This is a genomic window from Thalassospira sp. B30-1 (assembly GCF_015767575.1).
GTDB classification, from domain to species: Bacteria; Pseudomonadota; Alphaproteobacteria; order Rhodospirillales; family Thalassospiraceae; genus Thalassospira; species Thalassospira xiamenensis.
The window spans coordinates 2,892,439-2,914,342 of the sequence record NZ_CP065232.1 but is presented as its reverse complement, the minus strand read 5'-3'; the positions used below and the strand labels follow the sequence as shown (position 1 = coordinate 2,914,342).

Below are 21,904 nucleotides of genomic sequence, written 5' to 3'. Positions count from 1 at the left end.
CAGCATGGCAACCCGGCGGGGCGTCCCGCCGGGTGTTTCGGTGTTCAGGAGACGGAATGTTTACAAGTTCGGAACCGCGTCACGGGATTGTCCTGTTTGAAATGAAAGATGCCCAAAGCGAAGTGGACGGGGCTGCCTATATCACCGCCCTTCATGCGCTTTCGGGCCGAACACAACCGGTGCTTCTGATCATGACGGTTCAGGGCCATACTGATCAGGATCACGAAACCCGCAAACAGGCCGCCCTTTGGTTCAAGCAAAATCGTGACAGGTTATCGGCGTTTCTGTATGGCGTGATCCGGGTCGATGACCACGACCACGAAGGTCATGCAGAAGAATTGGAGAGCAGCAACTTTGCAAAAATGCTGCCATTTCCGATTAAACATGCTGATAGCCTTGAAAAGGCTTATGCGATGGCTGAGAACTGGCCAAAACCCTAGCGTTTTCGGATTGCCAGAAACAGGAAATAGGCCGTTCCGATCAGTGCCGCGATCAGGCCGGTTGGCAGTTGTTGCGGATAAAGCAGGTTTCTGGCCATCCATTCGGCCACCATCATTACATTCGCCCCGATCAGAACCGCACCAAGCAAATGGCCGCCTGCAAGCCGATACCCGGCAATACGCGCCAAATGCGGTGCCATCAGTCCGACAAAACTGAGCGGCCCGACAAGCAGGGTGGCACTGGCGGCAAGGATGGCAGCAAGCAGCATGATGAAGAACTGAAAGCCTGAAATGCCAAGGCCTAGCGAGGTGGCCTGATCATTGCCAAATGATGCCAGTTCAAGCGGACGACGGACCGCAATCACCACAATCAGCAAGGCCACAGTAACCCCCGCGACGATGAGGACTTCGTCCATGCGGGTAAAATATGTGGTGCCAGCCAGCCATGAAATCAGCATTGAGGTCTGTGTGCCGCTGCGGGTCAGAGCAATCCGTACAATGGCACCCAAAATGGCGGTTAAAGCAAGGCCGTTGAGTAATAGGTAATGCGGGGCGTGGGTGAATTTTCGGCATAGAAGTAATAAAATGATCAGCGAAATGATCCCGCCGACCGCTCCGACAAACATCAGATCGGCGCGTTGCCCGAAGCCAAAGAAGACAAGGGCGATGATCATGGCAAGTGCGGTAGCAGAACTGACGCCCGTAATTTCAGGGCTGGCCAAAGGATTACGACCAACGCGTTGAATTAACGTGCCTGAAACCGCCAGTGCCGCACCACAAATGATCGCGGCAAAGGTGCGTTCGGAACGCTGGAGGAGGATGTCATGGAAGCTTTCACCGCCGGTCAGAAGCACAAAATCATGGCCGTTAAACGATACAAACAAAGATAAGCCGAGGCCTGTAACCAACCCTAATACCAGTACCAGGCTCAGCACATTTTTCGAGACAATCTGCTGATCGGGGTGGTGGTCCTCGCTTTGCTGGCCGGGCATGATCCGTGCCTTGCGCAGGATCAGAATGATGAAGGGGGCACCGATCAATGCGGTGGCCGCACCTGTCGGAACGATGTCACCACCAAGCCCATTCATCTGCCGGACAAGGAAGTCGATGCACAGCAATGCACAGCCCCCGGTCAACAGCGAATAGATCATCAGATCGCGCGAACGCGTCAGGCCGGCAATGCGTAGGGCGGCAGGAACCGCCAGACCGATAAAACCGATCAATCCGGCGGCCGAAATGACCGATGCGGTAATGAAGACGGCAAAGCCCAGAATCAGCAGTCGCAGGATGGTTACACGCGCACCAAGCGAGCTTGCGGTGTCGTCACCAAGGGCAAGAAGATCAAGCGGGCGTGACAGCAACAGCACAACCGCAACACCAACCAGCAGGCGGGGCAAAACAAACTGCGTTGAGTCCCAGCCATTTTGCGCGAGATCTCCTGCCCCCCACATGAAGACCGATTGCAGATATTGTTCGTTAAACAGCAGGAAAATCTGCGTGCCCGATTGCAGCATCAGATTGATGATCATCCCGGCCAGGATCAGCCACAGTGTCGCATTGGCGCGCCGCGATGCAATCAGATAAACCGCGCCAAGGGCGATCATGCCACCGGCAAGGGCAGCGGCTTCTTTGAACGGGGCCAAGGCCGCAGGGGCCAGAAGCAGAAATACCGTCAAGGCAAATTCAACACCGGCACCAACCCCAAGGGTGGTCGGCGATGCCAAGGGGTTGCGCAATACCGTCTGGATCGCCGCCCCAGCCAAGGCCAGACCGGCTCCGCAGATAAAGGCCATCGCGATACGGGGCAGGGTGCTGAAATGAAACAGGATTTGGTCGAAATCGGTTTCGCCGGGATGAAACAGCGCATTCATCCCGGCGCCGTTTTGCAGGAACGGCCAAAGGTCGTTGATCAGGATGGCAACGGAACAGATCGCAAGGACAAGGCACAGGATCGCCGGGCCGCGATGGAAAAAGCGGTTCATGTCACTATTGATGGCGCGTGTCATTGCAGGGTTCGCTTCACGGGACTTTTGGCCGCTCATTTAACCGGGCCGCTTTCCATACTTTCGGCAAGAAGCCGGGCAAAGCGCAAGGCCGATGGCATGCCGCCATAGGCCCATACGACGGGCAATTCATAGACCCGGTCATTCTTAACGAAATCAAGGATTTTCCAGACCGGGGATGCCCAGACTTTTTCACGGATCACGTCGGGCACCGGGTTCAGATACACCAGTGTATCCTGCGCGCGGGGCCCAAGAATCTCGACGCCACCCTTGGCAAAGCCCCAATTATTGACAGGCCCCTGATAGGCCAGCGGCAGGTCCATTTTTGCAAGTACCGTGCCGGGCAGAGATGATTTGCCATAAAGTCCAATATGACTTTCGGAGACGAACTGGGTAATGGCAAGGGCGCGACCCGGCGGCATGGCGGCCCGGACACGATCGCCATATTCAGCGAATTTGACATCGGCATCGTCAAGCCATGCTTTGGCTTCGGCTTGACGATCGGTGGCCTTGGCGAGGGTTTCGAGAAGTTTTTGCGCCTCGGGCAGGGCATCGCGATTGTTGTTATAGACCGACAATACGATGGTTGGGGCGATGGCATTGAAACTGTCATATGCCATTTCAAGGTTCTTGCTGATCACGATCAGGTCGGGCTTGGCCGCGCGCAGAGCTTCCATATTGGGGGCGGCGCGCTGGCCAATATCGGTGAAGTTCTCGGGAAGGTCCGGCTTGGCAACCCAGTCAAGGTAATCGTCGGGATCGGCAATTGCGACCGGGGCCAACCCAAGTGCAATGACGGTTTCGGTTGTCGCCCAATTGGTCACGGCAATGCGTTTAGCAGGGGCATCAAGCTTCAGGGTGCCGTGCTCATGTTCAATGGTGATCGGATCGGCATGGGCCATTTGTGGCGTAAGTGGTGCGGTTAAACCGGCGATCACGAAGAGGCGAAGAAACAGGTGTCTGATCATATCGGTCTACGATCCCTGTGCGGTGGTCTTGGTCACGGCATCAGCGAGCTGTTCGGCAAAACGTGCTGCCGACAAAAGCCCGCCAAATGTCCAGCTTGCAGGGACTTCATAGACGGTGTTTTGCCGGTTGAACGGTAGTGCCTTCCAGACCGGAGAAGCAAAAAGTTTGGCCTTTACCGGATCGGGGGTGGGTTCGATATAGGCGACATGAGCCGGGCCGAGTTTGGCAAGATCGCCAATTTCGCCATTGCTGAAGCCCCAGCCATTAAGCGGGCCGGTCCATGCATTGGAAAATCCCATCCGCGCCAGTGTCGATCCGAAAAGCGATGTAGTGCCGTGAATGCGGAAATGGGCACCATCAAGGATGCGTACGACCGAGAATTTGGCATCATCACCAACGGCCTTGCGGATGCGGTCGGCGGCGGCGGCGATCCGTTGATTGGCCGACGCGATGATTTCCTCGGCCTTGTCGCTGCGCCCGGTCAGTTTACCGATATTGCGCGTGAGCTCCTCGGCCTTTTCAAGGGCGGACTGATCGCTGTTATAGATCGAATAGACCATGGTTGGGGCAAGAGCCGATAGCTTGTCATAGGCCATGGCGACTTCGTTACTGATCAGGATGACGTCGGGGCGACTATCGCGCAGAACTTCGAGGTTAGGGGATCTGCGTTCGCCAAGATCGGCAAATTCAGCGGGTAGGGCAGGTTCGACGACCCATGCGCGATATCCGTCGGCCTCCGGGATGGCGACCGGATCAAGACCAAGGGCCAGAACCGTTTCCGTCAGTGACCAGTTCGATACGGCAATCCGGGTCGGGGGTGTTGCGAAATTTACCGTTCCCATTTCATGGCGATAGGTTTCAGCCAATGCGATTGTCGGGGCGATGGTCGGTGCAAGGATGCCGGTTGCAATCATGCAGGAACAGGCAATTGAAGCGATCAGACGGTTTCGCATGGTCAGGGTCCTAGGCTATGTAACTGACATAATGAGTGGATTCCGGCAAGCGGATCACACCTATTTCGGTTTGGAAAATATCGCGAAGCGTATCGGCCTGCATGAAGTCGGCTGCTGTGCCCTGCCAGCACGTTCGGCCGCCGCGAAGGGCGAGGATATGATCGGCAAACCGCCCGACCATGTCGATATCGTGCAGAACGGCAATCACGGTAAGGCCGATTTCGGATTTAAGATTGGCGACAAGTTGCAGGATGTCGCGTTGATGACCGACATCAAGGGCGGATGTCGGTTCATCAAGCAACAGAACCGGGGCATCCTGGGCAAGCAGCATGGCGAGCCAGACACGTTGGCGTTCCCCACCCGAAAGACTTGCGACAAAGCGGTCGGCAAATTCGGTGACGTGGGTCATTTCCATGGCACGGTCGATTTTTTCGTGATCTTCCGCGCGATATCGGCCAAAGGCGCCGCGCCACGGATATCGGCCAAAGGCAACCAGTTCACGGACACTGAGATGGGCTGGGACAATCGGGCTTTGCGGCAGATAGGCGACCTTGCGGGCGAAATCGCGTGTGCTGTGGCTATCAAGGATTTGCGTATCTAGCGTAATCTGGCCGGATGCCGGTTTGTTTTTGCGGGCGAGCAATTTCAAAAGCGTGCTTTTGCCCGATCCGTTATGTCCGACAATCGCGCTGAATTCGCCTGTCGGGAAGCACACCGATATATCGCCAAGCAGCGTTTTCGGGTTCTTGCCTTCGCTTTGGAAGGAGACATTTTTCAGATCGAACATTGGGCGGAAACTCGCAAGAAGTCGGTGCCGATGCGAAATGACGGATTATATCCGGCAACGCAGGCAACTGAATATGAGAATGCCTATCAATAACCAAATGAAAATGCAACCGAGTTGCGATTGAGATCCATGGTTTAAGTCAATCATCATACAAAATGACTTTTCAGTTTCTCCCTTTCGCGATAGCAATAGACATAATGATTTCCCTGCGCCGGATCGTGGCTTGATGGCCGACTGGTTTGCATTAAGGGGACAGGTTAAAACGGGGAAAACCCGCCAGAATATCAGGGAGATATTATGTCCAAAGTTAAAACGGTTCTGCCAAATCTGCGCTGTACGCTGGGCGAAGGACCGCATTGGGATGTCGAGGATGGTGTCCTTTATTGGGTCGACATTGTCGGTAAAACCGCATTCGCCTTGCGCCCGAGCGATGGCGGATCGCGCAGCTGGACTTTCAATCAGCCAGTATCGGCCATCGTACCACGCACGATTGGCGGGCTGTTGGTGGCCTTGGCCGACGGTTTGGCGTTTCTGGATGCCGAAAGTGGACAGACCACGCCGTTTGTTGCCCCAGATGCAGATCACCCCGGCAATCGGTCGAACGAGGCGCGTGTCGATCCGGCAGGGCGGTTCTGGCACGGGAGCATGCAAAACAATATTGGCCCGAATGGCGAAGACCTGCCCGTGACGGTATCGACGGGAACTTTGAACCGGGTCGAGCCGAATGGCGATATCAAACGCTTTGTTGCCGATATCGGGATTTCCAATACGTTGCTGTGGTCGGCCGATGGCACAAAGATGTTCTTTGGCGACACGATCAGGAACACGCTTGATGTCTATGATTTCGATATGGCGACCGGTGTGCCTTCAAACCCGAAACTGTTCTTTGGTCCGCACGCGCGCGGGAATATGGATGGATCGGCAATGGATGCGGATGGCTATATCTGGAACGCGCGTTGGGGGGGAAGTTGCCTGATCCGGTTTGCACCCGATGGATCGGTGGATCGTATAGTCGAATTGCCGGTGACCCAGCCGACCAGTTGTGTTTTTGGTGGCCCGGATCTCAAGACGCTTTATATCACGTCAGCATCCGTCGGGCTGGACGGCAATGGCAACGATCTTGAAGGTGCTTTGTTGTCGATTGAAACCGATGTGGCGGGGCAGGTTTGCACCCGCTTTGCCGGTTAGGCAGGTACTGGGTTCCATGGTGTCAGGCGGTTTTGCCGCCTGAGTGCCGTGATGAAATAACATAACTTTAATCAGTAATTTTGCCGCTTTTTGGCCTTGGTTTTCTTGTTGTTTGCGTTCACGATTAGGGGTGGGGGACTACACCCGATAAAAACACGAGCAAACTGAGGCCATAATGAAACTCTCTTCATGGATTTGGGGAAGGTTGCAGGCGGTATTGATGATCGGGCTTTTGGCCCTGGTCACGGGCTGTACCGGACTACAATCCAATCAGGACCGGGTTACCGGCACCGTCGTTTTCCGCGAAAGGATTGCGCTGGCACCAAACAGTGCGAACCTTGTCGTGCGACTTCTTGATGTATCAAAAGCCGATGCGCCGTCGATGGAAATTGCATCCATCACCCATCCGGTGACCAATCCGCCGATGGTATTTATCCTGCCCTATGACGCCAAACAGATTGATCCACGCCATCGATATGTGATCGAGGCAAAGATCGAGACCAAGAATGGCGATCTTCTGTTTCGCAATGATCAGGCATATCCCGTGCTGACCAATGATGCGCCCGATGATGTCTCGGTTCTGGTCAAGCGGGTCGGACCGGAATCCGCCGCCGCCGCACGGAATGGTGGTAGCTCCGATGTTGATCGCGATGTAGCGGCCATCAAGGCGCAATTGCCCGATCTGCGCGTGATCCCGGGCAGTTATAGCGCCGGGGACAGCAAGGCGACATTCAAGGCCTATGTTACGACAGACGGTGAGCCGGTCTATGTCGAGGAACATCGTGACCTTGGCGATTATGGCAGTTCGGACATCAAATTCTATTACCGTAATGGCACATTGCTGCGCTTCACCGAAGATGCCAAGCGTATCAATTTTGGTGGCAGCAGCGATGGCGAGACATTGAACTTTACCCTGAATCTTGATTTTGCGATGGGACGGTTTGCCGGTGGATCAAAAACCGTCGATGGCACACCGGGTACCCCGGATGAACATGAAGTCAGCGGTGCGATGGCACAAAGCAAGGTTGCATTAAGCCGGATCGAAGCCGCCCTGGGCGAGGCGGCAATGGCCCCGGTTACCGGACGCCAGACCTTTGTCTGCGAGGATAAAAGCCGGTTCTATGCAACATTTGAAGGCCGCAAGGACGAGGCGGTCGTGGAATTCCTTGGCCGGGAACCCCTGATTCTGAACATCAAGCGGACCGGGTCGGGATACGAATATGCCAACGAGATATATTCAATTCGTGGCAAAGGGCAGGAAGCGATCTGGACCGGGCCGAGTGGTTCTACCAAATGTGCGGTTTCGGCCGAAATTACCGGGCTTGCACTTGCCCCCGGCGATTTCCCGGTCGTCGATATCGAGGAACTTGAAAAGCCCGACAATCTGGAATGGACACGCTTGATCAACGAACTGATGCCAGCAATCAATTCCTGCCTTGCCGTATCAAGCGGTGATCTGACATCGGTTCTGAAAGCCTGGCCGTTGAACCATGGCATGGTCGGCGTTCGCACGATCAATAATAATGGCGGGCGCTATGACTGTCTTGCGCCAACAGATGGACTTGGCGAGGTTCATACCGAACTGGTCGAGGCCAATACCAACCGTCTGCCAGGCGAGGGAACCGTGCGCTTTACTCCGGCAAGCGGGGCCTATCCCGGCGGCGAATGTTTCAGCCATCAGCGGCTTGAACATAACGGTATCTTTATCGGCTGGCTGTCGCGCAACAACTGCACTAGTTGATGATCGAAAAGCCCGTAACAGAAAAGCCCCGCAGCATCTGCTGCGGGGCTTTTTTATCAGATTAAGGTCGGTTTTATCAATGTGCCATCTTAATGTGTCATCTGGCCAGTGGCCCGAAGGATGCCCGTGGAACCGGAAAGGGCATCGCCATTGCCAAGATTGATGCCAAGGAACCGGTGGCGATCAAAATGTCCGGGCATCAGAAGCCCGTTGGCAGGGGCCGCATTGAAGCCGAAGCGCGCGTAATAATCCGGGTCGCCGACCAGCAGAACTGACTGGTGCCCGGCTGACTGTGCAGCATTGAGCGCCGCATACATCAAACCCGCACCAACGCCCGAGCCGTTATAGGCCTTTTCAACCGCAAGCGGCCCCAGCAACAGCGAAGATCCGCTGTCACCGGCTTTGACATTCCACAACCGGACGGTTCCGATCATGTGTTTGCCATCAAAGGCGACAAACGCCAGGCCATCAGCCGGAAGGCGGCCACGACGCAGCAATTCAGACGATTTCTGAAAGCGCGCCGGACCCATGACGCGATCAAGCAGCTTTTCACGTTCAACGTGCGAAAGGCTGTTTTCGCGATCAATCACGATCATCGATGCGATCCCTAGATCACATAGGCGGTCAGCGGTGCGAAACCGTTGAACGCCACCGAGGCATAAGTGGTGGTATAGGCACCGGTTGCTTCGATCAGAACCTCGTCACCGATTGTCAGTGCAACCGGCAGGTCGTAGGGTTTCTTTTCGTAGAGTACGTCGGCCGAATCACAGGTCGGACCGGCAAGAACGCACGGTGCAACATCGCCGCCGTCATGGATCGTGGTGATCGGATAACGGATTGCCTCGTCCATGGTTTCGGCAAGGCCGCCGAATTTACCGATATCAAGGTAAACCCAACGCACATCGTCATCGGCATGTTTGCGCGAAATCAGAACGACTTCAGCTTTGATCACGCCTGCATCGCCAACCATGCCACGGCCCGGTTCGATGATGGTTTCAGGCATGTGATTGCCGAAATGGTTGTGAAGCGCGTCGATGATTGCAGCACCGTATGCTTCGGTTGCTGGAACGTCGCGCAGATAACGGGTCGGGAAACCGCCGCCCATATTGACCATGCGAAGGACGATGCCCTTTTCGGCCAGGGTGCGGAAAATCGAAGAGGCTTCTGCAAGGGCGATGTTCCAAGCATCAAGATTGCACTGCTGCGATCCGACATGGAAGGAAACGCCATAGGCGTCCAGACCCATGTGATGGGCATGTTGGAGTACTTCAAGCGCCATGCTCGGCGCGCAACCGAATTTGCGCGACAGCGGCCATTCGGCACCTTCGCCGTCGGTCAGGATACGGCAGAACACACGCGAAGCCGGCGCAACACGGGCAATCTTTTCGACTTCTTCCACGCAATCAACGGCGAACAGACGAACACCCATTTCGTAGGCACGTGCAATGTCGCGTTCTTTCTTGATGGTGTTGCCAAACGAAATACGCTCTGGGCTCGCACCTGCGGCCATCGCCATTTCGATTTCGGGCACGGATGCAGTGTCGAAGTTGCTACCTAGATCAGCAAGCAGGCTGAGAACTTCCGGTGCCGGGTTTGCCTTGACCGCATAGAAAATGCGGGAATCCGGCAGGGCACGGGTGAAGGTTTCGTAGTTACGCTGAACCACGTCAAGGTCGACGACCAGGCACGGACCTTCCGGTCGGTTCTGGGCGAGAAAATCGATAATACGCTGCGTTGCCATTGGGGCGTTCTCCCATTCCACGATATGGCAGCTTGCGGTACCTGATGCGTTTAGGCGCGGTGGAGGCGCAGTAACGCGGACTACCGACAGGCTGATAAGCTCCGGTGCCTACCGGAACTTGCGAAACTTTTTGCCTCGCTATGGATGGGAGTTTCCCGTCCGCACGTAGGGCAATGATGGTGTGCCTCTTCAGTGTCGGTGGTATTTGGACAACCACCTGAGACCAAAAAAGCCCTACACCGTCGTTGCTTTAAGTAAGTCCTACAGGGTTCCATAAGCAGGACCACCACAGGCACGTGCGACTTTGGGCAAGTCGCGATGTACGCCTGTTAAACTCCACGTGCAAGTGAAATTTTATGGCGTTTTGTCATGGAACAACCGCAGAAACGTCGAACAAAGCATGTTGCTTCGCACAAAATGGCGCGAAAGGCCGGTTTTTGGATTGGCAAGAAGGTGATTTATCGGATTTCAACATAGGGCATTGCAATTTGTGCATATCCCGCAGCGTGCCCGAGATGAGATTGACCGCGTCCGATTACCAGAGTAGCGGTAAATAACAGGCGGCTATTGCGCGCCGAATTTAAACAGGATGACACGGATTGGACTGGCTGGTTGTTGCCGTATTTGGCGGAGTCTACATCGGCATGGCGCTGGGGCGTTGGCCGGGGCTTGCGATCAATCGCACGGGGATTGCGCTGATCGGGGCGCTGGTGCTTTTGTTAAGCGGCGCGGTTGATGGGGATGCGGCACTCGCATCGATCGATTTCGCGACACTTTCGGTTTTGCTGACATTGATGGTGTTGTCATCTCAATATGCCGCCAGCGGTTTCTTTGACTGGATCGGCAACCGGATTACCCATCTTGACCTGACCCCGCGCGGGCTTCTGGCCGGGGTGATTGCGATCTGCGGCGGGTTGTCAGCGGTGATGACCAACGATGTTGTCGTCTGGGCGGTGACGCCGATCCTGATACAGGGGGTGATGGCACGCAGGCTTGATCCGCGTCCTTATGTGATTGCGGTGGCGTGTGCGGCCAATGCCGGATCGGCCGCGACATTGATCGGCAATCCGCAGAACCTGATGATTGCCGAATTCGGGCAGCTTGATTTTACCGCCTTCCTTTTGGCGTGCGGAGTGCCCGCCCTGATCGGGCTTTTAATTGTCTATGGCGTGATTGGCTTCGGGCCGATGACACGGGCCGCGTTTGATCCGGTGCCAAACGGCTCGGCGCTGGACGAAGGCACTGCGATCATCCTTGACCGGCTGATGCTGATCAAGGCGGTGGCGGCGACCCTTGCGGTAATTGCGATTTTTATCTTTGTCGAGGACCGCGCCCTTTGGTCACTGCTGATTGTGGCCGTGCTGTTGCTCAGCCGAAGGCTTGGCACTGATCAGGTGCTGGGCAGAGTCGACTGGCATTTGCTGGCCCTGTTTTGCGGGCTGTTCATCGTTACCGGGGCAATGGCCGGGGATGATGCTATTGCCGCGTTTTTCCGTGATGCTTTATCCGGGCTTCGGATTGATAATCCGGCGGTGCTGGCACCCCTTTCGCTTGTGGGCAGTAACACGATTGGCAATGTGCCGTTGGTCATGATGTTGCTGTCGCTTGGCCCGGACTGGACGCCGGAGCTGTTGCATGGGCTTGCGGTTTTTAGCACATTGTCGGGCAACTTTTTAATTGTCGGTTCGGTTGCCAATATCATTGCGGTCGAACAGGCCCGTGCCGCCGGTATTACCATCGGCTTTGGCGATTATGCCCGCATCGGCATCCCGGTTACCCTGATCAGCCTTGCGTTTGCGTGGGGCTGGATCATGCTATTTGTTTGAATGGATTTATCATGACCGAGATTAAAATCACCGCTGGCCCTTTTACCTTTGACGGGGTGCTTGAAATCGACAAGGCGCCGCAAACCTGCAAGGCGTTCATGGATCGCATGCCGTTTGAGAGCAAAGCCGTCCATGTCCGATGGAGCGGCGAGGGTGTGTGGATGCCGCTTGGCGATTATCAGTTTGGTGTCGGTTACGAAAACCATACCAGTTTTCCGGCTCCGGGCCAGATCATCCTCTATCCCGGCGGGATCAGCGAAACCGAAATCCTGCTGGCCTATGGCGGTGTGCATTTCGCATCCAAGGTCGGCCAGCTTGCCGGAAACCATTTCATCACGGTCATCAGCAATCTTGAGGACCTTGATAAGCTCGGCAAGATGACGCTTTGGGAAGGTGCCCAGCCTATCCGGTTTGAGATGGCGTGATCGCGTCCGCAGTGTGAAGCAGCACACTCGCTTATATGACCGGATTGGCCTAGAAGCCTTCTAATCTTTGGGGCAGGCGGGCGAGTGCGTACGTGTTCGAGACAATAAATCTTTGGATTCAGGATCATCAGCAACTGGTCTATACGCTGATCTTTACCTATTGCGTCAGCAAGGCCAGCATCCTGCCGGTTTTTGTCGGCATCTTTGTCGTATCCGAAAGCCTTCTGATCGGGCCATCCATGGCTGCGATGATTTCCGGCGCATTTGTCGGAGACATGGTGCGCTTTTGGCTGGGCCGGAAATATGGCGATGCGATTGTCAGAAAACTTCCTGACTCGTTTTCAAAGTGGCTGGGCAAAACCATGCGCCTGTTCGAGCATTATGGTGTCGCCTATATCATGCTGTGTCGCTATCCCAACACCGTCCGCTCGATCAGTGTGTTTCCGGTCGGCATGAGTTCCATGGCATTTATGCGGTTCCTGCCTCTTAGCATCATCTCGATCCTGATCTGGATCGGAGCGTTCTTTGCGCTTGGATACGTCTTGGGCGAGGGGATGTCGGAACTTCTGGAACGCAATCTGACGCTGCTCAGTCCGATCCTGCTTGTTATGTTTCTTGCCTTGGGCTGGCTGGGCTTGCGCCGGATCGACAAGCTTGAGCAACAGGCCGAAAAGGCCATCAAGTAGCCAAAAGAAAACGGCAGCCTGATCAGACTGCCGTTTCTGTCTTCGGGCTTGGCGCGAGCTTATTCAGCCGCAATCGTCTTGCCGTCTTTTTCAAGCATCTCGCCCTGTTTGCGTTTGGCGAGGATTTCGCGCGCCTTGGCGTAGCTTTCATCGTGCCAGAAGATCAGGCAACCGTTGCAGCCACGGCCGCAGCAGCCCTTTGTGCCGACGCGGGGCGTTCTGAAAGAGCGTTCTTTCTGGCGGTCATCAAGGGCGGTCTGAAGCGCTTCGCGTTTGGCGTCATAGCGTTCTTCATTGCCTTTGCCCATTTCGATCTTGTGGCCTTCCTGATCAAGTTTCAGGCGTTGCCATTCGTCTTCGGACAGGGCCTTTTCCTTGCGCACGATGGTCATCGGCAGGATTTCGCGCTTCAGGAATTCTGGGTCTTCCTGTTCAAACAGGGAGAACGGCAGGCGGATGCGCGGATGGGTGTTGGCATGCACCGCTTCGCCGACCTTGCCGGTGACAGCATCAATGAATTCATACATGCGGATGAAAATGGTTTGGCGCGAGCGCGGCGGGACGATTTCGATGACGTCGCCGGGCAGCATGCGGTTTTTGACCGACATGATGAAGGCGTCGTCTTCGACTTCTTCAATCATCCCGGCAAATTCCCAATCGGACACATTGGTATTACTGTCATAGCCATGTGCATAATTGGTCAGGCGGCCATCGTGGAATGCCAACGTATAGCCACGGTTCGGGATGGTCGCCAGTTCCTTCATATATTCTTCGGCAGACCAGTTTTCAGGATCTTTGTACCAGTCATCAATCGCCATGCGATAGGCACGTGCAACGAGGCCAGCGTAATAGGGGCTTTTGCCGCGGCCTTCTACCTTGAGGCTATCGACACCGATTTTCAGGTAATCTTCAAGTTTCGGCATGATGCAAAGATCGCGCGAATTCAGGATATAAGAACCACGTTCGTCTTCCTGAATTTCCATCAGTTCGCCCGGACGCATGTCTTCTTCAAGGAAGAAGTCAAACATTTCGAGGTTTTCTTCGGTCAGTTTGAGTTCCTTGACCGTTCCGTCCTTGAGCTTCATGTGGACTTTGTATTTCCAGCGGCACGAATTGGCACATGCACCCTGATTTGCGCCGCGTTCGGCCATGAAGTTCGACAACAGGCAACGCCCGGAATAGGTCATGCACATCGAGCCATGCACGAAGGCCTCGATCTTGATGTCCTGGCATTTAGCGCGGATTTCGGTCAGTTCCTCGTAGGAAACCTCGCGGCCTAGAACGACCAGTTTGGCACCGATGCTTTGCCAGAATTTGACCGATTGCCAAGAACAGACATTGGCCTGGGTCGAAACATGCAGATCAAGTTCCGGTGCATGTTCACGGACAAACATGAAAACACCGGGATCGGCAACGATCAGCCCGTCGGGGCGGACCTTGCGCACGGTGTCGACATATTCCGGCAGCTTGTCGATATCCTTGTTGTGCGAGAACAGGTTCAGCGTCAGGTAAACGCGAACGCCATGTTCATGGGCGAAGTCGATCCCTTCGACCACATCATCAAGCGACATCTGGCTTTTGACCCGAAGTGAGAGGTCCGGCGTGCCCATGTAAACCGCGTCAGCCCCATAAAGGACGGCGACTTTCAGTTTTTCGAGCGAGCCAGCGGGCATCAGCAATTCGGAACGGCGCGATTGATTACTCATCACTTGCGGGTCTTTTCTATTTTGTCGTCTGCGGGAAATCTTGTGCTGCGGCTTCTATCACAGCCTGCTGCCTGTGCCGATTAAAATCGCATATTTGCGCTATGTTGCATAGGAGCATTGCTGCGCAACAGCCATGTCCTTGCATTACGCAGTGTTGCTGTCACTCTCTATCAGGCGACGGTGATGCAGACCCCTGCCTGTTCAAAGGCATCATTGATGTGGGGCGGTGGGATCATGTCGGTAACGAAATCACTGAAATCCGTGGTTTCGGCAATTCGCATGAAGGGATGGGCTTGGAATTTCGATTGATCCGCAATCAGGATGCTGTGCCGTGACGAGCGGATCGCTGCATTCTTGATCGCGACTTTTTGCCTGTCATGATCGAGCGGGGTGCCATTTTTATCAAAACCCGAACACCCGATCACGCAGTAATCAAAGGCAAAGCGTCGAATGGCTGCGGGGGCGTCGTTGCTGACCAAGGATCCGTCGCTGCCATATATAAGGCCACCGATAACGTGAATCTCCTGATGCGATTGCGCCGAGGCGATTGAAGCGCACAGCAAGCTGTTGGTCACCAGTCGCAGGTTACGATGTTTACCAAGGGCACGAGCAAGGGCTTCGACCGTGGTGCCGACATCAAGAAATACAGATGCCCCGTTCGGGATCATGCGTGCTGCACGCTCTCCGATACGTTGTTTGGCTTCTGGCGAAAGGCGGTTTTTCTGTTCATGCCCCAGACGGACCATGCTGTTGGGCAGGCCTGCGCCGCCATGAAAACGTTGCAAAAATCCCTGTTTGCTGAGATCGATGACATCGCGACGAATGGTTTGTGTCGACACGTCAAAAATGTCGGCCAAAGCTTCAAGAGTTGCAAATCCCTGATCACGGATGATGTGAAGGATTTCATTTTGTCTGGGGCTCAGATCGACTGGAATATCGTGCGTCGTCGGCGATGTCATTCTTCTGCCTTGTAATCTTTTCTGGTTTCGAATTGTAAATTAGTTTACATAACGGGCCAGTTTATTGCGATGGAAAAAGGATATTGCAACATGCAATTGCATATTGATACGGGAAACTCTGTCCTGCGCTGTGCGGGCAAAGTATTTGATCCTTGGACACTTTGCTGGAAAGCTCGGGACTATGAGGTCGCCGGTTTGGTTGCGATATCCGAGGTGAACTTACAGGCGGTTACCCCACAAGAGGCTGTGCGCTGGTTGTTTCAGAATCAAAAAGTGCGTCAGGTTCCGGTTGCGGTCATTGGCGCAAAGATTGCTAGTGACGCTGAGTGCGCGGATGCCGAAGCGCTGGGGAAGGGGTTGGCTGAAATTGGCTATACCCTGCTGACTGGCGGGCGCACTGGTGTTATGGAAGCCGCGTCACGCGGGGCTTATGAGGCGGGGGGGCTGGTCCTTGGTCTGTTGCCCGGTGATGAGTTCGAGACGGCAAATCCATATGTCACAATCCCGTTGGCAACCGGTATTGGTCCGACGCGTAATTCCGTTATTGCAAGGTCCGCACGGCTTTTGATTGCTGTGGGCGGTGGATATGGCACGATCACGGAAATGGCTTATGGACTGCATTATGATCGTCCTGTTTTCGCTCTGCCCAGTGCGCCTGTTGTGCCCGGCGTCGTGCGTTGCGAGGATGTCGATGCTGTTTTGTCAAAGATCGCCAGTGCATTTTTGGGGCTGGGTGTGAATTGATAGGTGCGGCGATTTTTGTGTTCGCAAATGTCATTAAACTTACATTTGTGTAAATTTTCAGACTCGCATAGCTTGGCCCTCGGACGATGTTCGGTGGGCCATTTTTTTGGCCGCGATATCGTTTCCCTTCTAGTCTTGCCACTCTGGAATTTTTTTATGGGTCTGGTGACTTTTTTATATTGTTTGTATCTGGTGACACCGATTCTTCTGTTGGTGGTAGGGTCATTTGGCACGAGCTGGACCAACAGCCTGCTGCCCAGCGGTATGACATTCGATTGGTACCTTGAGGTCGCCGGGGATTCCAGTTTTCAGCGAGCCTTTCTGACCAGTTTGCAGGTCGTTGTTGCTACATGTGTTATCAACGTTCTGCTTGGGGTGCCGTTTGCTTACGCTGTGTTTTCGGCAGCTAACCGTGGCATTCGACTGGCCGCGCGTATTTTCACCTTATTGCCCGTTGCTGTACCTGAGCTTGTCTTGGGTTTTGGATTTATTATCGTATTTTCAAGCAATTATACCCCTTGGCTCGGTACGACCTGGCTTCTGGTCTGTGCGCATGTGGTGTTGACGCTGCCATATCTGGTGGGAACCCTCCTTGGGGATATGGATCGGCTTGGTATTGCTGGAATGGAAAGGGTCGCCGAAACGCTTGGTGCAGGTTTCTGGCAGCGTTTTCGCGATATCGTTATCCCCTCGCTCCGCTACAGCCTCTTGTCCGGTCTGATGATGGTTACAGCGATTTCCATTGGTGAATTCCAGATTTCCAACCTTGTGGCGGGCTTTCTTTCGCGAACCTATCCGGTTGTCCTGTTGCAGGCATTTTATGGTGCGACCGGGTTGGCTTGTGCGGCCACGGTGGTTTTGATCTTTCTTGCCTTGATGGCGGCATGTGCCAGTGCTGCCGGGGCGCATTTCTCACATTTTCGTCAAAAGGCACGCCCATGACCATCCGTTTTGAAAATGTCACCTATCGTTATGCGGATGGCAAAGGCGGTCTTACTGATATCAATTTTGATGTCAAAACCGGAGAACTGCTGGCGGTGATCGGTCCCTCCGGTTCCGGGAAGAGTACGCTTTTGAAGCTTCTCGCCGGATTTATGGACCCGCAGCAGGGACGCATTGAGATCAGCGGTCGCGATATGAAAGGTGTTGCTGCACGGCATCGTGATCTTGGTATTGTGTTTCAGTCCTACGCCCTGTTCCCGCACATGACGGTGCTTGAAAACATAGCCTACCCGCTTCAGCTTCGCCGTGTTGCACGCGATGAACGAATTGAGCGCGCATGCAAAGCCTTGCAGGAGGTCGGTCTGGCTCATGCCGGTGATCGCCTGCCCGCGACCCTTTCTGGAGGGCAGCAGCAGCGTGTTGCGCTTGCACGTGCGCTTGTCTATCAGCCAAAGGCGCTTTTGCTTGATGAACCGTTGTCAGCGCTTGATGCTTCTTTGCGTGGCGAGATGCGTGATCTGATTACCCATATCCAGCGCACGGCCAACATCGCTGCGATCCTTGTTACTCACGATCAGGAAGAAGCCTTGTCCATGGCAGACAGGGTCGCCGTCATTCATGAAGGCAGTTTGCTTCAGCTTGCCGCGCCGCGTGATCTTTACGACAATCCGGTTGATAAAACAGTCGCCGCCTTTGTCGGCAAGGCCAATCTGTGGCCGGGCAAAGTGCTGTGCCCCAACCGGGTGTTGACCGAGCTTGGCGAAGTCGTCTGTAACGCAGAGGATTGGCAAGTCGGCGCATCCGTGACGCTGCTTGTTCGCCCCGAAGCCGTTATGCCGGTGATCAGTGCGCACTCCGCCGCAGAGGGTGGGACGCATCATAGCGTAAATTATTTCCAAGGTGATCTTGTTCAGGACAGGTTCCTTGGCGCAGTACGTCGATACGACATTGCCCTTGGAGACCAGATCATAACTGGTGAAACAGGATATCGTGGCACTGTTGCGGGTGTCTCGATTGCTCCGGACCAGGTTCGGATTCTTCGCTCATAGTCCATTCCGATATCCCCCCCCCTCAAGGAGACATTCGATGAATTTCAAGTTCAAGGCGGCGCTGGTTGCTGCTCTATCTCTTGCGCCGTTTACCGCCAGCGCCTTTGACGGGCCTGAGCTTTATGATGGTGAACAGGCCCTTTATGAAAAAGCGCAGGAAGAAGGTCTTATTGTATCATTTGATACCGGGCCGACCTGGGCAAACTGGTCATCACAATTCAAGAATTTCAAGGCCCGCTATCCGGGGGTTGAAATGGTCTATAACGATCTAGGCTCGGCTGCGACTGTTGTTGCGCTGGACAAGTCGCGCAATCGTCCGCAAGCCGATACTGCCTATTACTTTGCCGGTTCTGCACTTGATGCGGTTGCCAAGGATGTCGTTGCGCCGTTTGAGCCTGTCAATTTTGACAAGCTGCCGGATGAGCTTCGTGAGAAAGACGGAAAATGGTTTACCGTTCACAAGCTCAATATTGCATTTCTGGTAAACAAAAAGCTGGTCAAAGAAACGCCGGAAAGCTGGGCTGATCTTCTGAAATCCGAATACAAGAATTCGATTGTCTATCTTGATCCGCGCTCGACTGGTCAGGGGCAGGTTGTTGTTTTTGGTGCAGCATTTGGCAACGGCGGCGATATGGATAACATTCAGCCGGGTATCGATTATCTTGCGCGTCTGCATAACAGCGGCAATGTCCTGCGCACCGTCGGGACGACGCCCTATGCGCAGTTTCTCAAAGGCGAAATTCCGATCTGGATTGGATATGAAAATGATGGCTTGAAAGCGAAATACAAGGACGGCATGGGGGATGACATAGATGTCGTCATCCCGAAAGAAGCATCGGCGGCTGCGCCTTATGCGATCAGCATGGTTAAAAACGGTCCGAACCCTTCGTCTGCAAAGCTTTGGCTCAACTACATCATGACAGATGAGGGCCAGGCTACCTTTGCCGAAGGATATGTCCGTCCGTCGGTTCCAGGTGTCAAGCTGTCTCCGGAAGTGGCTGATAAAATGCCCGACGCCCCTCAGATTCGCCCGATTGATATCGTCAAGGCGACTGCGCTGAAGGCGGATATTGATACCGGTTGGTCCAAGGCCGTTCTTGGTGATTGACTGAGTTTCTAACGCAATAAAAAGACCTGAAAAGCGGAGAATGAAGATAATGGTTGGACGTCACAAGAGCACGTTGCTCTGGCTTGCATTACCGGCAACGGTGTTTCTCGGTGCGTTCTTCATTTTGCCGCTGGTTTTCGTGGTTGCTGACTCGCTCTCGGATGGTGGCTCTGCCTATGGCAGGGTCGCCTCCGATCCCGTTTTCTGGGCCGGGTTGCGTGGCAGTCTGGTGATCGGATTGGCGGCACCGCTCTTTTCTTTGATCGTGGGCTATTTCGTCTCTTTGCATCTGTCGCAAAAATCAGAACGGTTTCGCTCAGCTTTGATGTTTCTGATCTCGCTGCCGCTGACGTTTTCCGGGCTGATTATTGCTTATGGATTTATTCTGACCTTTGGCAGGGCGGGATTTGTTACAATGCTTTTGGCGGAAGTCGGGGCTGAGCCTTCTGTTGTTGGCGGATTTATTTTCTCGCCAATCGGCTTAGGATTTGCCTACTCATACTATCTGATACCGCGGGTAGTGATGATCTTGTTGCCACCACTTATAAATTTCGACCGAAGCCAGATTCAGGCGGCAAAGACTATGGGGGCATCAGGTTTTCGGGCGCATGTTGATGTTTTGGTGCCCCAACTTGTACCGGGTTTTGTCTCGGCATTCTGTCTTACATCGGCGGTGGCGTTTGGTGCGTACGGTACGGCGTTAGCTCTGGTTGGGACTCAAGTAAATATCCTGCCTCTGGTGCTCTACTCCAAAATTGCGGAAACGGGCAGTGATTTGCCTGCTGCATCGGCGATTTCAGTTGTTTTGATGTCGATTTGTGTACTGGTGATTTCGGTCGCGGAAACGGTCACTACGGAAAAGAAGCCTGCGCGCATGGATGCATAGCAAGGCGCGATTTTAATGTCTTACACATCTTGCAATCCTGTGTTGAATTTTAATCTTGACCAAATGATCAGGATTGGACATGCTGTATGGGTCAGAGAGAGGCATCTGTACGCGCTATCAACCGGGAATAACCCGAAATTCAAAAAAGGCGCGACAGATCGAATACTGGGAAACAGTCCGGCAATAAGCCGGACGGATACGCCAAGAATGTCATTGATAGAAGACCCAGAGTTGGCCGGGCCCGCCCGTCCGCATACGCCATAAATCCATCCGGAGCTTTTTTTTAGGCTTCCAAGGGCGGCTGGTTTTTTGAGAATGCCATTCTTGTTTTGTCTCTCGCTGACGCCAGGAGAGGACGCCTTTTTGGCAGGGAGACAAAACATGACCATCTTGCAGGGCAAGCAAGTTTCGAAATCAGGTGCTATCCACGGCTCGGGACATATCGGCCATAATGATCCCGATGACGGATTTTCCGATCTGCATCCGGCCTATTCCACCTTGCAGGCCATGGCCGAAAGCAATCGCTGCCTTTATTGCTATGACGCGCCATGCGTTACGGCATGCCCGACATCAATCGATATTCCGGGCTTCATCCGCAAAATCAGCACCGGCAACCCTGATGGGGCAGCCAAAACCATCCTGTCGGCCAATATCATGGGGGGCACCTGTGCGCGCGCCTGTCCGACAGAAGTGCTGTGCGAACAAGCCTGTGTGCGCAATGTGTCCGAAGATGTCGCGGTTGAAATCGGCAGTCTGCAGCGTTTTGCGGTTGATCACCTGATGGCGCGCGATGAATTGCCCCATCCGTTCAAACGGGCCCCCCTGACCGGTAAACAGATTGCGGTGGTTGGTGCCGGTCCGGCGGGGCTTTCATGCGCGCATCGCGCGGCGATGCTGGGCCATGATGTGACGGTGTTTGAGGCCAAGGCGAAGCCGGGCGGGCTTAATGAATATGGTCTTGCGGCGTACAAAATGACCAATGATTTCGCCCAGCGCGAGGTTGAATTCCTTTTGGGCATTGGCGGCATCCGGATCGAGTATGGCAAGGCGCTTGGCCGTGACATCAGTCTTGGGGCTTTGCGTGACGGATATGATGCGGTGTTTGTTGGGGTCGGGCTTGGCGCGACCAACGAACTTGGCCTGCCGGGAGAGGCATTTGATGGTGTCGATGACGCGATTGCCTTTATCGAGCAACTTCGCCAGACCGAACCGAAATCCGACATGCCGGTTGGCAATAATGTGATCGTGATCGGCGGTGGCAACACTGCAGTTGATGCCGCGATCCAGGCCAAACGCCTTGGCGCGGACGAAGTCACATTGGTCTATCGTCGCGGGGCTGAACATATGTCGGCCACAGAATATGAACAGGAACTGGCCAAGATCAATGGCGTTGTCGTGCGCCACTGGGCCAAGCCGGTCGCGATCAAGGCCAATGGCAAGTTGATCGGCATGGAGTTCGAGAAAACGGAACTTCATGACGGCAAGCTTGTCGGCACCGGTGAGAAATTTGAAATTCGCGCCGACCAGATCCTGAAGGCCATCGGGCAGAAAATTAAAACAGATGATCTTGCCGGAATGGAGATCGCCGGTGGCAAGATCGTGGTCGATGAAAATTACCAGACAACCGCATCTGGCATTTTTGCTGGTGGGGATTGCATCAAAAGTGGCGAGGACCTGACAGTTCAGTCGGTCGAAGACGGCAAGCAGGCCGCGATTGCCATCGACGCGTTCCTTAAAACCGCATAAGCCAG

At 54.4% G+C, this 21,904-nt stretch carries 20 protein-coding genes; 12 read left to right on the top strand and 8 right to left on the bottom strand.

The window, feature by feature from the left end; all coding sequences use genetic code 11:
* Positions 1–56 precede the first annotated feature (56 nt).
* A complete protein-coding gene (locus IT971_RS13960) occupies positions 57–440 on the top strand; it encodes a hypothetical protein (protein ID WP_063094610.1) in 384 nt (127 codons plus the stop codon).
* Here the strand turns inward: IT971_RS13960 and fhuB are convergent.
* Genes fhuB through IT971_RS13940 form a run of 4 tightly spaced genes read right to left on the bottom strand, consistent with a single transcriptional unit; the run spans position 437 to position 5,152 of the window.
* A complete protein-coding gene (gene fhuB, locus IT971_RS13955) occupies positions 437–2,446 on the bottom strand; it encodes a Fe(3+)-hydroxamate ABC transporter permease FhuB (RefSeq protein WP_223305169.1) in 2,010 nt (669 codons plus the stop codon). The two genes, IT971_RS13960 and fhuB, sit on opposite strands and share 4 nt — an antisense overlap.
* A gap of 32 nt (positions 2,447–2,478) precedes the next feature.
* Entirely contained in the window at positions 2,479–3,411 is a 933-nt protein-coding gene (locus tag IT971_RS13950) for an ABC transporter substrate-binding protein (protein WP_063094614.1), read from the bottom strand.
* Positions 3,412–3,417: 6 nt separating this feature from the next.
* A complete protein-coding gene (locus IT971_RS13945; RefSeq protein ID WP_063094616.1) occupies positions 3,418–4,365 on the bottom strand; it encodes an iron-siderophore ABC transporter substrate-binding protein in 948 nt (315 codons plus the stop codon).
* Positions 4,366–4,375: 10 nt separating this feature from the next.
* On the bottom strand, positions 4,376–5,152 hold the full coding sequence (locus IT971_RS13940) for an ABC transporter ATP-binding protein (RefSeq protein WP_063094618.1): 777 nt from the start codon (positions 5,150–5,152) through the stop codon (positions 4,376–4,378).
* A 297-nt stretch (positions 5,153–5,449) separates the two neighbouring features.
* Between IT971_RS13940 and IT971_RS13935 the strand changes: the two genes are divergently transcribed.
* Both IT971_RS13935 and IT971_RS13930 read left to right on the top strand, forming a co-directional pair.
* Positions 5,450–6,340, top strand: a complete 891-nt coding sequence (locus tag IT971_RS13935) for an SMP-30/gluconolactonase/LRE family protein (protein ID WP_063094620.1) — start codon at positions 5,450–5,452, stop codon at positions 6,338–6,340.
* A gap of 175 nt (positions 6,341–6,515) precedes the next feature.
* Complete coding sequence (locus tag IT971_RS13930; protein ID WP_063094622.1) at positions 6,516–8,081, top strand: YbaY family lipoprotein; 1,566 nt, start codon at positions 6,516–6,518, stop codon at positions 8,079–8,081.
* Between the two features lie 89 nt (positions 8,082–8,170).
* Here the strand turns inward: IT971_RS13930 and IT971_RS13925 are convergent, their stop codons facing one another.
* Together IT971_RS13925 and IT971_RS13920 are read right to left on the bottom strand one after the other, a co-directional pair.
* Positions 8,171–8,677 carry a GNAT family N-acetyltransferase gene (locus IT971_RS13925; RefSeq protein ID WP_063094624.1) on the bottom strand — a complete coding sequence of 169 codons (507 nt, stop codon included), beginning with the start codon at positions 8,675–8,677 and terminating at the stop codon, positions 8,171–8,173.
* A gap of 11 nt (positions 8,678–8,688) precedes the next feature.
* A complete protein-coding gene (locus IT971_RS13920) occupies positions 8,689–9,822 on the bottom strand; it encodes a type III PLP-dependent enzyme (RefSeq protein ID WP_063094626.1) in 1,134 nt (377 codons plus the stop codon).
* 599 nt (positions 9,823–10,421) lie between these two features.
* Between IT971_RS13920 and IT971_RS13915 the strand changes: the two genes are divergently transcribed.
* From IT971_RS13915 to IT971_RS13905, 3 genes are all read left to right on the top strand, one after another.
* Positions 10,422–11,648: an SLC13 family permease gene (locus tag IT971_RS13915; RefSeq protein ID WP_063094628.1), complete on the top strand. Its 1,227-nt coding sequence runs from the start codon at positions 10,422–10,424 to the stop codon at positions 11,646–11,648.
* A gap of 11 nt (positions 11,649–11,659) precedes the next feature.
* Entirely contained in the window at positions 11,660–12,073 is a 414-nt protein-coding gene (locus tag IT971_RS13910; RefSeq protein ID WP_063094630.1) for a DUF3830 family protein, read from the top strand.
* Positions 12,074–12,165: 92 nt separating this feature from the next.
* Positions 12,166–12,759 (top strand): DedA family protein, encoded by a 594-nt coding sequence (locus IT971_RS13905; protein ID WP_063094633.1) that lies wholly within the window; start codon positions 12,166–12,168, stop codon positions 12,757–12,759.
* A 59-nt stretch (positions 12,760–12,818) separates the two neighbouring features.
* On the opposite strand, the gene IT971_RS13900 is transcribed toward IT971_RS13905, so the two are convergent.
* Positions 12,819–14,465 (bottom strand): U32 family peptidase, encoded by a 1,647-nt coding sequence (locus IT971_RS13900; RefSeq protein ID WP_063094635.1) that lies wholly within the window; start codon positions 14,463–14,465, stop codon positions 12,819–12,821.
* 170 nt (positions 14,466–14,635) lie between these two features.
* The gene (locus IT971_RS13895; RefSeq protein WP_063094636.1) at positions 14,636–15,424 is read right to left on the bottom strand and encodes a DeoR/GlpR family DNA-binding transcription regulator; all 789 of its coding nucleotides are present in this window, start codon (positions 15,422–15,424) and stop codon (positions 14,636–14,638) included.
* A gap of 90 nt (positions 15,425–15,514) precedes the next feature.
* Here IT971_RS13895 and IT971_RS13890 point away from each other — a divergent pair, with 90 nt between their 5' ends.
* From IT971_RS13890 to IT971_RS13865, 6 genes are all read left to right on the top strand, one after another.
* Positions 15,515–16,168, top strand: a complete 654-nt coding sequence (locus tag IT971_RS13890; RefSeq protein ID WP_063094638.1) for a TIGR00725 family protein — start codon at positions 15,515–15,517, stop codon at positions 16,166–16,168.
* Between the two features lie 93 nt (positions 16,169–16,261).
* Positions 16,262–17,110, top strand: a complete 849-nt coding sequence (locus IT971_RS13885) for an ABC transporter permease (protein WP_223305167.1) — start codon at positions 16,262–16,264, stop codon at positions 17,108–17,110.
* A complete protein-coding gene (locus tag IT971_RS13880; RefSeq protein ID WP_063094640.1) occupies positions 17,107–18,159 on the top strand; it encodes an ABC transporter ATP-binding protein in 1,053 nt (350 codons plus the stop codon). Before IT971_RS13885 ends, IT971_RS13880 begins: the two co-directional genes overlap by 4 nt.
* Positions 18,160–18,196: 37 nt before the next feature.
* Positions 18,197–19,267, top strand: coding sequence for an extracellular solute-binding protein (locus IT971_RS13875; protein ID WP_063094642.1), 1,071 nt, complete (start codon positions 18,197–18,199; stop codon positions 19,265–19,267).
* 49 nt (positions 19,268–19,316) lie between these two features.
* Positions 19,317–20,153, top strand: a complete 837-nt coding sequence (locus tag IT971_RS13870; protein WP_063094644.1) for an ABC transporter permease — start codon at positions 19,317–19,319, stop codon at positions 20,151–20,153.
* A 381-nt stretch (positions 20,154–20,534) separates the two neighbouring features.
* Positions 20,535–21,899 carry an NAD(P)-dependent oxidoreductase gene (locus IT971_RS13865; protein WP_037988639.1) on the top strand — a complete coding sequence of 455 codons (1,365 nt, stop codon included), beginning with the start codon at positions 20,535–20,537 and terminating at the stop codon, positions 21,897–21,899.
* Positions 21,900–21,904 lie beyond the last annotated feature (5 nt).